Raw genomic sequence first — 13,351 nt, 5'->3', positions numbered from 1 at the left:
AAGCATTCTTTATTCATTATGTAATTTACATCTGATTCAGACAATGAAATTAAAATATAACATACGTAGTTCAGAAGCAGAAGACGCCGTCAAATACCTTATTGTTGAATCCAACGATATGAGTAAACTGGCTGTAATCGTAAATGATTATATCAAAAAAGGCTGGCTGCCATTGGGAGGTGTTGGAGTTAATCAGAAATCGGAACTTGCTTCAAAGGAATACACACAGGCCCTGACTAAAATGGAGGATATGCCCCGGGAATCATCCTGAACTTATTGCCATTTTTATAGGCTTCACATTGATCTTATTGCGCGTCAATTCAATTTATCAAGCTGATTTTCAAAGCTCTATCTTTGCATTCCGAAATCCGGTACGTTCAGTTGGACAAGATCGGAATCCGACTGTGATTACAAAAAAATGAACAGGCAGGACCTGCTCATTTTTCATTTACTCCTCGGTTAACTTATATATGGGAATCAATATAATAAGTCTGCAAACGCCAACTCTATATATCCTAACTGGACTCTATGACGGTGCAAAACTAGGCAAAAACAAAGCTGGCAATGTTTCCTCACAATGAAGCAATCGTTAAATAATCTCACAAAAAAAGAAGCAGGCAATACCCGCTCCTATATTATTATATCAATAACAAACTCCCAATAACCAAAAACAACAATCCATAACTACAAATAATCATTCATGACCAAAAACAACAATTCATAGCCATAAATGACAACCCATGACTACAAATAACTATCCATGACCAAAAACAACAACCCACAACCATAAATGACCATCCATGACTAAAAAAACTATCCATGACTAAAAACATCAATCCATGACCATAAATTAACAACCCACAATCACGTCAAAATCGGTTTTACCACTTTGCCGGCCACATCTGTAAGGCGATAGCGGCGGCCCTGATGCTTGAACACGAGCTGCTCATGGTCCACGCCGAGCAAATGCATAACCGTAGCCTGAAAATCATGCACATGCACCGGATCTTTGATGACATTGTACCCGAATTCATCTGTTTCTCCAAACACAAAACCTTTTTTGACGCCGGCTCCTGCCATCCAGATCGTAAAGCTTCTCGGGTGGTGATCGCGGCCGTAATTATCTTTGGTAAGCTTGCCCTGCGAGTAAGCGCCGCGGCCAAACTCTCCGCCCCAGATCACAAGCGTTTCGTCCAGTAAACCGCGCTGTTTCAAATCCTTGATCAGTGCAGCCGATGCCTGATCCACGCTTTTGGCCATTGTTTTGATGTCATCCGGCAAGTTGCCATGCTGATCCCAGCCCTGATGATAAAGCTGCACAAATTTCACGTCCTTTTCAATCAGTTTTCTTGCCAGCAGACAGTTGGCTGCGAATGTACCGGGCTGGCGCGATTCCTCACCGTACAAGTCGAAAATGTAATCCGGTTCTTTGGAAATGTCCATCGTTTCGGGAACGGCGGTCTGCATGCGGTAAGCCATTTCGTACTGCGCCATGCGGTAATTGATTTCCGGATCAAGGATTTTTTCAAACTGCGCCTGCTGCAACTTTGCCAGCGAATTCAGCATCCTTCTGCGGCTGGTTTTATCAATGCCGTCGGGATTGTTCAGGTAAAAAACCGGATCGGGGCCTGAGCGGAAAACGACGCCTTGATGTACAGAAGGCAGAAAGCCATTGCTCCACAATTTGGCATAAAGCGGCTGGTCTCCGCTGCGGCCTTTGGAGAGCAGCACGACAAAAGACGGCATATTCTGATTGTCGGAACCAAGTCCGTAACTGATCCAAGAGCCCCACGACGGCCGTCCGCCCTGCTGGCTTCCGGTCTGGAAAAAAGTCACTGCCGGGTCATGGTTAATGGCTTCCGTATGCATGCTTCGAATGAACGTTACATCATCCACAATGCTGGATGTAAACGGCATCAGTTCGCTGATCATCATATCGTTGCTGCCGTGTCTTGCAAACTTGTATTTGGATGCTGCCAGCGGAAAGCTGCTTTGTCCGGCCGTCATACCCGTCAGCCGCTGTCCTTTCCTGACCGATTCGGGCAGGTCCTGTCCCCACATCTGTTCCAGTTTCGGCTTGTAGTCAAACAGTTCCAGTTGCGAAGGTGCACCGCTTTGAAACAGATAAATGATCCGCTTTGCCTTGGGCGCAAAATGGGGTTTTCCCAACGGCAATGAAGCGCCTTCGGGTGTTGCCGCAGTTATTTTCTTGGCCATCGAATCGTCTGCATTCAGCAAGGAAGCCATGGCGGCAGCTCCCAGTCCGAGGCTTGTTTTTGACAGGAAATTCCGCCGGCTTAACTGCTCGTGCACATGATTTTCAAGTTCTCTGTAAAAGCTCATAACTGTTTCCCTTTATCTCTTGATCAAAAATTCATCAAAATTCATTACCGTACTTGCCACGATCGTACCTGCGGCCACTTGTGCGGGATTAAGCATTTTGTCTGCCGGATACTCTCCTACGCCCAGTATTTCCTTGACACGTTTCGGGTTCCTGCTGAAATCGGAATATTCTTCTTCGTACAGCTCTTTCAGAATGGACATTTCCCGGTTGCTCGGCGGCCTGCTCGTAAGCGCCGTAAAGGCATAGGAAATCTGTTCGTCCAGCGTTTTGCCTTTCCTGAACATCTGCTGTGCCAGCACACGGGATGCTTCTACAAACTGCGGATCATTCATGACCACCAGCGCCTGCAGCGGCGTACTTGTCTTTTGCCTTTTGGTAATACAGAAATGCCTTTCCGCAGCATCAAAATTCAGCATCATCGGTGGCGGCGAACTGCGCTTCCAGACCGTATACAAGCTTCTTCTGTACAGACTGTCGCCATGCTGTTGTTTGTAAACCACTTCGTTCCGGGTTGCCAGTGCTTCCCAAAGTCCGTTGGGCTGATACGGATAGGCGCTTTTCCCTCCGATCCGCTGCGTGAGCAGGCTGCTGGAAGCCAGTGCATTGTCGCGGATCTGTTCGGCACTCATGCGGTAACTCGGGCCGCGTGCGTAAAGCCGGTTATCCGGATCGCTTTCACGCATTTCCTGCGTTCCGCTGGAGGCCTGCCGGTAAGTGGCGCTCATTACGATCATTTTCTGCATTGCTTTTACATTCCATTTGGATTGGCGAAATGTTGCCGACAGATAGTCAAGCAGTTGCGGATGCGTAGGCAATTCGCCCTGATTACCAAAATCGTCGCTGGAAACCACAAGCCCTTTTCCGAAATACATCATCCAGAAACGATTCACCGTTACGCGCGTAAAAAGCGGATGATCTTCGTGCAACAGCCATCTGGCCAGGCCAAGCCTGTTTTTGGGATAATTTTTTGGTATTTTAAAAAAGCTGTCGGGCGTATCCGGATTTACGGGCTTGCCCGGCGCATCATAGGCGCCGCGGTTGAGAATGAACGACTGGCGCGGAAACTTGCGTTCTTTCATCACCATGACATCAATTTCCTTGTCCAGAATCTCGGTTTCCTCCCCGATCAATTTTCGTCTTTCAGCAAGGTATTTTGCAGATTCAGGGTCCATGTTGCTGAAATAATATTCTTTCAATGCGTTCAGCTGAGCCGGTGTCCGGGATGCTGCCGGTGTATTTATCGCTGCGGCCAGTTCGTTTTTCAATGTGTAAAGTCCAAGCATTTCAATGCTCGTGAGCGGACGGGTGTAGATTTTCAGTTCGTCCACTTCGAAATTTTTCGTGCGCTGATCCGATAACCGGCCGATATTCAGCTTGTCTACATACCAGTTCGTTTTATTTTTTCCGTACAGAATGCTTTCTGTCAGGTTATCGTTATGAACCACCACTTTGGCAGGCAGGCCATTGATGTATAATTTCAGACCGTCCGCTTTGCTTAGCCCGTCGTAAGAAAACCCGATCTGCGTCCATTTGTTCATCGGGAATTTTTCAACGGTTTGTATTTCAATGGCGTTTTCAGGCCAGACATGGCTCATGGTCAGTTTGATGCGGCCATCTTTTTCACGAAAGATATTCCAGCCCCTGTAGCCGTTCATTACGCCGTTCGATTTGTGAATAAGCGAGCCACTGACTGCCGGATCATGCAGATTGAGCCAGATGCTGATGCTGAAAGGCTGGTTTCGTTCGAAAAAAGCAAATTTATCCCCGAACCCTACCGCATTTTCGCCGTACATATAACGTGCTTTTCCGATTTTTCCAGGTCGGGATGCCACGTTGGACAAGCTGTCATCGCCTTCCGAAGTAGCTTTGTGTTTTGGATCAGCAAGATTCCTGAACTCTTTACCTTTCGGCTCATCAAATGTAAAATGCCCCAGCAAATCTTGCGAGTCCGGAAGCAATGCTTTTTCAGGATGAGCCTCGGCGGCGGCAAGCCATCTCCTGAAATCCGGATCACCGCCTGCAACGCGCTGCTGCTCTTCCGAACTCGCTTTATCAAGACGGGTATGGATGAATTTCAGCCTGACTTCGGCTTCCGGCGTCGGCAAAGTAATGCTCGGGCTTGCCTCCCCATTGTACGGAATCTGCCCGTTTTCATTGTTGTTGTTGAAATACGAATACAGCGAATAGTAATCCTTGTGGCTGATCGGGTCGTACTTATGGTCGTGGCATCGTGCGCATTCTACGGTAATGCCCAGGAATGTTTTTCCAAAAGTATCCACCCGGTCTGTCACATAGGCCGTTCTGTATTCCTCTGGAATAATCCCGCCTTCCTGACTTTGCTGGTGCATGCGGTTGAATCCGGTTGCTACCATCTGGTCGCGCGTAGGATTGGGCAACATATCTCCTGCAAGCTGCCAGGTTACAAACTGATCGTAAGGCTGGTTCCGGTTAAAGGACCGGATCACCCAGTCGCGGAACGGCCAGGCCGTGCGCATGCCGTCGTCCTGATAGCCGTGCGTATCCGCATAACGTGCCGCATCGAGCCAGGAAACGGCCATATGCTCCCCGTAATGCGGCGAAGCAAGCAGTTTGTCAATCACCTTTTCATAAGCTTTGGGAGACTGGTCGGCCAGAAATGCGGTTACTTCTTCCGGCGTTGGCGGCAGGCCCGTTAGGTCAAGGTAAGCACGGCGCAGCAATGTGGTTTTATCTGCTTCAGGTGCGGGACTGATGTTTTTTTCTTCCAGCTTGTTCAGGATAAACCGGTCAATGTCGTTTTTTACCCAGCTTTCATTTTTGACTTCCGGAAGTTCCGGTTTTTCCACTTTTGTAAAAGCCCAGTGCGGCTTGTACGCAGCCCCTTCGTCAACCCATTTTACCAGAATCGCTTTTTCACGTGCGGTAAGGGACAAGTGCGACTCAGGCGTCGGCATCATTACTTCCGGATCAGCTGAAAGAATGCGATGCACAAGTTCACTTTTACCGGGCTTGCCGGGCATAATGGCTTTCAGGCCGCTATCCGTTTCCTTCTCGTATGCCACTTCCGCAATGTCGAGCCGAAGGCCCGCTTTCTGATGATTGGCATCGGGGCCGTGGCATGCAAAGCACCGGTCCGAAAGAATGGGTTTCACGTCATAGGTATAGTCGATCGGCTGTGCCAAAGTAGACATTTCCGCAGCAACGTCATCCGGCAGATCAACCTTGCCGCCGCAGGAAGCCAGCATGGCTCCTGCAAGCGGCAATAAAAGACCGTATGTAAACAAGCTTTTGAACATCAATGAGTTATTTAATTCCTTACTTACAAAACAAAACCAAATATTTGAATATTCGGTTCTTTGTTGTCATTTTTTTAATACCCCGGATTCTGCTGCAAGGTGGCCTGACCGTTTTTTGTACTGTATACAATGGCCTGCTGCGGAATAGGATAATACTGGTGCTTTTCTTCAAATTTAGCCCCGCTGAGGTAAGTTCGCAATGTTTTTTCCTTATCCAGATACTTGTTCAGCACACTAACTGCAACGCCCCAGCGCACCAGATCAAAAAACCGGTGGCCTTCCATGGCGAACTCGAGTCTGTTCTCAAAACGAACCGCTTCCCTTGCATCTGCCGCACTGGTCCAGGGATCATTGTAAAGACCTACTGCATAATTGGCGGCCGGCTTGCCTGCATCCGTTTTTACAAACCCGTCCGGATTCGCAGCACGTTTTCGGATCATGTTCACATATTCACGTGCTTTTTCGAGGTTTCCTAATTCCACTTCGCATTCTGCCAGCCATAGTAAAACATGGTCGTAACGTATCAGGCGGTAATTGTTGGTACTTTGTCTCGGGTTTCCGGTTTTGCCCGATTCGGCTTTGCTGACGATCTGTTTTTTGGAAGAATAAGGCCCTGCATAGGATTGGTCCCGAATCCAGAAACGGCCCGGATGTACACCCCAGTCAATAAACGGAATGCCACGGCGGCCAACCGTCCAGTCGAGCCGGGCATCAAGCCTGCCCGTATATGGCTCAAACGGCGCCGACGAAAGCAGCCCTTCGTCATTTTTCACATCCACATCATTGAAGGTCTTTATCAAAGGCAATCCTTTTTCATCCGTTTTGTAGGCATTGACCAGATTCTGCGAAGCCTGATAAAATCCGCAGCAGCCGCCCGGGCCATTGGGATACATATAAGTAAGCTCATCGCCCTGATTACCCCCTGAACCGTCCGCCGCCGTTACGGAATACTGCACCTCGAAAACAGACTCGGGATTGTTGCGGGTTTCGGCAGCAAAATTGTCGTGAAAATGATCAACCAACCGGTATTTACCGCTGTTGACCACCTGAACGAGAGCCGCTTTTGCCGCAGTAAGGTGCGCCATATCAGGCTGGCCTTTCGGAAATCCCTGATGCATGTGGCATTTGCCGAGGTAAGCAAGCGCCGACCATTTCGTGGGCCTTCCGGCCTGTGCCTGGGTTTCGGGCAGGTTTTCTGCAGCAAACTGGAAATCAGCTTCAATCTTGGGCCATGCATCTTCCGTGTTGGGGACTTGCACGCTCGCCGGGTCGCTTGTATCCCAAAGCTGCTCGTCGATGTAAGAAATATTCCCCCACATTTTTTTAGCCTCGAAATGATAATGTCCGCGCAGAAAACGCGCTTCCGCCTGAATCTGTAGTTTGCGGGCGTCATCAAGGCCGGTCACTTCCGGCAACGTTTTCAGCACGTCGTTGGAACGCGCCACACCGTCATACAAAGTCCGCCATTTGCCGTAAATATGCGTGTTGGTCGTGAGCCACACATACCGTTCCATAAAAGTCTGCTCCGGCTGGTCGCCTGCATCTGAACCTTTATACGCATCGTCGGACACCACGCTTCCGAAAATCCAGTTGGAGGCTGCGCCGTGCCACGAAGTCACACCGCTGGTTCCTATGCCGTCCAGCAGTGCGTAGGCACCGGTAAGCGCGCCTTCAATGCCGGATGCGGTTTTGATAATGTCCGGACTGTATTGTCCCAAAGGCTTTTTTTCCAGAAAGCTGTCGCCGCAGGAAGAAGCGATGAGCAATGTAATGAAGAGGAATGTCTTTTTCATGTCAGTTCTTTTTAAAATCCAAGACTAAGCCCTACAATAATTGATTTCGGAGTGGGATAAACACCTTCATCCACACCGATCTGCCGGTCGGAGCCGCTGTTGAAATTTCTAAGGTTCACTTCCGGATCAAGTCCGGTGTATTTGGTAAAAGTGAACAGGTTCTGCGCCTGTACATACACTTTCAAGTGGTCGGTGCCGATTTTGTTCAGAACAGATTTCGGAAGCGTGTAGCCCAGCTGAATGTTCTTGAACCGCAGATAAGAACCGTTTTCTACGAAATAAGTGGAAGGTTCTCCGCTTTGTGCGTCATTGGCATCCAGAATCGGCAGCTTGGCATCCGGATTGTCCGGGCGCCACGATTCATAGAGCATCCGCTTGGTCCGGTTGCCCTGAAAAACCTCGAAGTCAGTCCAGTAACGAACGTGGTTAAAGATTTCATTACCCTGTACGCCTTGCGCAAAAATGGTCAGGTCAAAGTTTTTAAAGGTGACATTGGCATTGATTCCGTAAGTAAAATCCGGATGCGGACTGCCGATGTAAGTCTGGTCGTTTGCATTGATTATGCCGTCATTGTTGATATCCCGGTAGTTAAATTTGCCTACACCCTGCGTCTTTTTGCCGTTGATATAAATGTTGGAATCGTAATATCCGGGAAACTTCGCATGTGCAGCCACCTGCTCTTCATTCTGCAGAATGCCGTCGATGATGTAGCCATAAAATGATGAAATCGGGCGGCCTGCAATGGAACGCGTCACAGCCGGCGTGCGCAGGGAAAATCCGGGCAGGAAGTCGTTCGGGTTTTGTGGATCGAGCGCCAGAATTTTATTGCGGTAAGTTGAAAAGTTGACGCCGATGCTGTAAGTCAGCTGTCCGTCCATCACGGCATCATTGTAATTCAGGCCGAGGTCTATGCCCCGGTTTTGCAGTGAAGCTATGTTCTGGGCAGGAATGGCTGCGTCTCCAAGCCGCGGATCGTATGCTTTGGTATAAAGTAAATCTTTGGTTTGCCGGTCGTAAACATCCAGGCTCAGGTCAAACTTGCCTTTGAAAAGATTGGCATCAAGGCCCACATTGACCGTCGTTGTGGTTTCCCATTTTGCATTGGGATTTCCGAACCGGGCCAGATCAAAACCCTGCACATACCCGATCGGTGCGCCTCCGATTCCGTAGCCGCTGCTGTTCGGGTTGCTCTGATAAGTTGAATAGGCATTGAAGTCCCCGATTTCCTGATTGCCCGTCTGGCCCCAGCCCGCCCTCAGTTTCAGATCCGTAATGAAGCCGACATTGGCCAGAAAAGCTTCTTTCGAAAGCCGCCAGCCAACGCTGGCCGCCGGAAAAGTAGCATAGCGCGAAGCTGCCTGAAAACGGGAGGACGCATCGCGCCTGACCGTTCCCTGAAGCAGATATTTGTCCTGAAATGCGTAATCGATTCTTCCGAAATAGGAAAACAACGACCATGACGAAGTCGCATAACCGCTGTTGGTGGAAGTGGACGGGTTACCGGCATCAATGTATCTCAGATCTTCCACATTGGAAAAAAACCCCTGGCGGTATGCGTTGACAAAATTCCCGTAAGAATCAATGGATTCCAGTCCGGCGAAAACATTCAGATGATGACTGCCAAATGTTTTGTCATACGTCAGCGAGTTGGTCCAGGTCCATGCATAGCTGTAACTTCTGTTTTCGCTCAGGCTGTTCACATTCGTTCCGTGCGCAAGCTCGATTTCCACGGGCGTGAAATAGGTTCCGGCAGAAACCGTGGCATCCATTCCGAAACTGGTTTTTGCCGTCAGGTTTTTGAGAATGTCCACTTCGGCGTACGCATTGCCGAAAATCCGCAGGTCTTTGTAACCGTTATTTTTGTTCCGGATCAATTGTCCTACGGGATTGTTGGCATTGCCGAGGTTACTGCCCAACGTTCCTGCGAAGTTTCCGCCGATGTCGTAAACCGGAATGATCGGCTGTGCGCGGTATGTGTTGGAAACCTGGCTCGTCTCGCTGTTGTTGCCGTAATTGCCCTGCCGCTGGCCGTATGCGACCTGCAGGTTTTCTCCGATCCGCAGTCTTTTCCTGATCGTAAATTCCGTGTTGGCACGAACCGAATAGCGTTTGTAACCATTGTAGATCAAAATGCCCTGCTGGTTGAAATAATTGGTTGAAAAGGCATACCTGCTGTTCTCCGAACCGCCTGAAACGCCAAGCTGGTAATTCTGGATCGGTGCCGGATCAAAAACCTCGTTCTGCCAGTCGGTTCCTTCCTTGTTTGCTTTGGTAATGGAGAATTTGGTTTTGCCGAACTGCGGATCATTGTACCGGTTGAAACTGTAGTTGGCAGGATTTACGCGCGGATCGTCCGCTGAAGCGCCGTCCGGAATGATGTAGTCGGGAGTCACCGGCTCGGCGCCGCGGCCAAACTGTGCATGCTCCGGATTGCCCGTGGCCGGGTTCACGACATTGGCATTTCTTTTACTTTGCCAGAGATACTGGCCATATTCGGCCGTATTAAGCAGATCCATTGTCCTGGCAAGCCGCTGCACACCGTAATACGCGTCGAAAGTAAACTTCGGAACGCCTGTTTTTCCTCTTTTTGTCGTAATGATCACCACGCCGTTTGCTGCACGCGACCCGTAAATGGACGCAGACGAAGCATCTTTCAGGATCTGGATGGATTCAATGTCATTCTGGTTAATCGTGTTCAGGCTGCCCTTTGTCGGCACACCGTCGATCACGTATAAAGGATCATTGTTTCCCAGAGTGCCGTAGCCGCGCACCCGCACCGCTACGCCTCCGCCGGGCGTATTGTCGGTTCCTACGGTAACGCCTGCCGCGCGTCCCTGCAACTGCTGCGCAAGGTTGGTGGCCGGAACTGCCAGCAGCTTGTCCGCATCGATCACACTGACAGATCCTGTAATATCCCTCCGCGACTGGGTTGTGTAACCCGTTACAACCACTTCGCTCAAAGCCTTGATGTCGGCTTCCAGCGTAACGTGGATCAATGACCGGTTGGCAACCTGTATTTCCTGGGATACGTAACCCACAAAGCTGAAAACCAGAACGGCACTTTCGTCCGGCACCACCAGACTGTACGATCCGTCGCCGCTCGTAATTGCTCCCTGCTGCGTACCCTTTACAACCACGCTTACACCCGGCAGCGGTTCTTTGCTGTCGCTTGCTGTCACCTGGCCTTTTATCGTCATATCTGTCTGGTCCGTGTAAGGCAGCGGCACCAGTAATCCCTGTTCTTTGGCTGCGTCAGGCGTATCTTCTTTCTTTTTGTTTAAAATAATATAATCACCCGAAACCGAAAACCGGATCTGCAGCGGAACAAGAAGCTCCTTCAACACCACTTTAAGCGTCTGGTTGGTTGCGGAAAAAGTTACTTTCTGATTTTTAATCAAGGACGGGACGTATGAAAATTTCACTTGGGCGGATTTTTCGATGCTGGCCAGAACGCTTTTCAGTTCCTGCTGATCTGCCTGGATGCTGACTTCGCGGTTCAGGAGTTCCTGCGCCAGTCCGCTGCGGGCAAAGGAAAGGCTTGTGCAGATCAGCGAAACCAGAAATGGAATGCATGTGAATTTGATCACAGTTACCAGAATTTTAAATGGTATACTACTTTTTCTCATAATACTGCATTGGTTTAGGTGTATACTAATAGCAATACCTTCCTCCCGGAAGGAACATGTCGTAACCGCCTGAACGGAGTGGAGCATCAGAACCGTAATGCTGGATGCGTGACCGATCTGTTCCCGATTCAGATGCAGGGTTTAGTCATAGGATGTCAGTTTAAAAGATGATACAGGTTCAGGAATATCCGTTTTACTCGCACCCTTCGCTGGAAACAACAACCTGCCCGTCGCTGATGCGGTAACTGGCACCGATGGTCTGGCTGATGATGTCGAGTTTTGTAAAAAATGGTTCGTTGCTCAGTTCCACGTGCAGTGCGCATTTTTCCATGAGTAAGCTGTCGTAGACGATCGGGATGCCGTACACTTTTTCGAGCGTGGCAAAAACCTTGTGGATCGGCTGGTCCCGGAACACAAAGCCGCTCTGCGATTCAGGCTTGATGAGTTCCAGCGGCATGCTTGATATGGATTTTGAAATCAGGTTGTCCCGGGTTGAGAAAATGGCCTGCTGGTTCGGTGTCAGCAGCAGTTCGGTGTTGCGGTCTCGCTGGTTATCCATGTCCTTCATGGCCAGAACAGAAACCCTGCCGCTGTGTACCAGCACTTCCACCTTTGAGGCTGTGGTTTTTACGAGAAAACTGGTCCCGACAACGCGTGTGACCAGTCCGTGTGCGTATACAAAGAACGGATTGGAAGCATCTTTCTTTACATCGAAAAACGCCTCACCGGACAAATACACTTCTCTTTTTCTGTTGCTGATGAATTGTGCGGCATAACGGATGCGGCCGGCAGGCGAAAGCGAAACCACGCTGCCATCGGGCAGGCTGACCTTCCTTTTCCGGCCCGATTTATTGACGACTTCTTTCATGGGAACGGTCGCTTCGGGCACATACTGGCTGTAACCGGAAGCGGGCTGCTTATACTGCATTTTCCGGGAAACGGTCCAGCCGAGGCCGATCAGGATGATGAATAAAGCGGCAATGGAAATCCAGGTCTGGGTAAATTTAAAGGCATATGCACGGTTTGAGGAAGTTTCAGTACTGTGAAGAATGCGTGTAACCTGCTTTTCCAGGTCACCCTCCGTAAGTTCCGAACCGGTCTGATTCCAGGTCAGCAGCAATTCACGGGCCTGCTGCATGGCCATCCTTTTGTCGGGATAATGCTTCCCAAGCTCCGTCCAGAAATCATCGGAAGCGGGTTCAGGCTGCACCGCCCAGATTCTGAAACGCTCATCCAGCAGGAAGTCTTCCAGTTTATAATTTTCATAATTTTTCATAACATAGTACCATCATTGCGGTACTTACATAGGCATAATCCGGAAGCCTTTAAAAAATCATGGAAAAAGTTGAATTATTTTCTGAATTTTCTTTCCAAGCTCTATAATGCATTGTGAATCAACACGAAGCTATAAACAGAACAACAGTATGAAGAAGGGTTTCCCACTTTTCCCGGAACAGCCTGAGCGTGGCGTGCAGCAAATTGGCAACGGCCGGGCGGCTGATTGCAAGTACGGTGGCGATCTGGTCGTTGGTGAGGTTTTCGTAGAATTTGAGGTAAATAATTTCCTGTTGCCGGGGCGTCAGCGTATGCAGCACATAGCCGATCTGCTTTTTCTTCTCTTCCGTATATTCGGATGTAATGATCTTTGATTCAATGTCTTCTTCGTTCAGGAACAGCTCGTCTTCCTGTTCCATAAAAATAAAATGATTGCTGCGCTGCTTTTCCTTGATGATGCGGTTCCGTAAACTTTTAAGCAGATAAGGCTTGATCTGGTCCGTACTTCCCAGAAATGAATGCCGTTCCCAGAGCGAAGTGAAAAGGTCATGAATGCAGTCGGTAAGTGCATCGCGATCCGAAAGGAATTTTTTGCCATAATCAAACAAGGTGCGGTAATGTTCCCTGATAATCCATTCAAACACAGCCCGGTCACCGTTTTTAAATTTTTGCCAGAGCAGCAAATCCTTTTCCATTTTTTGGCAGGTAAATTAAAGCTAAGTTCGCAACTTCTTCATTAAGTATAATAATAACCTTTATTACTGCAAATATTCGCATAAATGCGCATCTTGCGGTTTAAACCGTTTCTACGCAATGCTGGTCTGTATCCGCTTTTCCGCAGACCGGCTAAACGTATGCCTGTATACGGAAACGCGGCTGGAAATTTTGGCACATGACATGTATGGAACAGCCAAGACTCAGAAGCAGCAAGGCTGATTTCCGTTTTATACAGGGGTATTCAACCTCATGCCGGCTTGCCAGTAACGGTACCCCATTCGAAAATTCAGAGGAATTGTATGCATGATTTTCAGAGGAATT

General features: G+C 49.1%; 7 protein-coding genes. 1 reads left to right on the top strand and 6 read right to left on the bottom strand.

Going from position 1 to position 13,351, the window contains the following annotated elements; genetic code table 11:
• Positions 1-43 precede the first annotated feature (43 nt).
• Positions 44-271, top strand: a complete 228-nt coding sequence (locus FEM55_RS15605) for a DUF1737 domain-containing protein (protein ID WP_138282277.1) — start codon at positions 44-46, stop codon at positions 269-271.
• Positions 272-864: 593 nt separating this feature from the next.
• Here the strand turns inward: FEM55_RS15605 and FEM55_RS15600 are convergent.
• From FEM55_RS15600 to FEM55_RS15575, 6 genes are all read right to left on the bottom strand, one after another.
• A complete protein-coding gene (locus FEM55_RS15600; RefSeq protein ID WP_138282276.1) occupies positions 865-2,343 on the bottom strand; it encodes a DUF1501 domain-containing protein in 1,479 nt (492 codons plus the stop codon).
• Between the two features lie 12 nt (positions 2,344-2,355).
• Positions 2,356-5,619 (bottom strand): DUF1553 domain-containing protein, encoded by a 3,264-nt coding sequence (locus FEM55_RS15595; RefSeq protein WP_138282275.1) that lies wholly within the window; start codon positions 5,617-5,619, stop codon positions 2,356-2,358.
• Positions 5,620-5,693: 74 nt separating this feature from the next.
• On the bottom strand, positions 5,694-7,412 hold the full coding sequence (locus tag FEM55_RS15590; protein ID WP_138282274.1) for a RagB/SusD family nutrient uptake outer membrane protein: 1,719 nt from the start codon (positions 7,410-7,412) through the stop codon (positions 5,694-5,696).
• 11 nt (positions 7,413-7,423) lie between these two features.
• Entirely contained in the window at positions 7,424-11,038 is a 3,615-nt protein-coding gene (locus FEM55_RS15585) for a SusC/RagA family TonB-linked outer membrane protein (RefSeq protein WP_138282273.1), read from the bottom strand.
• A gap of 193 nt (positions 11,039-11,231) precedes the next feature.
• A complete protein-coding gene (locus tag FEM55_RS15580; protein ID WP_138282272.1) occupies positions 11,232-12,314 on the bottom strand; it encodes a FecR family protein in 1,083 nt (360 codons plus the stop codon).
• A 118-nt stretch (positions 12,315-12,432) separates the two neighbouring features.
• Positions 12,433-13,008, bottom strand: a complete 576-nt coding sequence (locus FEM55_RS15575) for an RNA polymerase sigma factor (protein WP_138282271.1) — start codon at positions 13,006-13,008, stop codon at positions 12,433-12,435.
• Positions 13,009-13,351: the final 343 nt, after the last annotated feature.

Origin of the sequence: Dyadobacter sediminis (assembly GCF_005860765.1) — a bacterium.
Lineage (GTDB): Bacteria > Bacteroidota > Bacteroidia > Cytophagales > Spirosomataceae > Dyadobacter > Dyadobacter sediminis.
The sequence above is the reverse complement of the archived record's forward strand: the minus strand, read 5'-3'. Positions and strand labels throughout refer to the sequence as shown.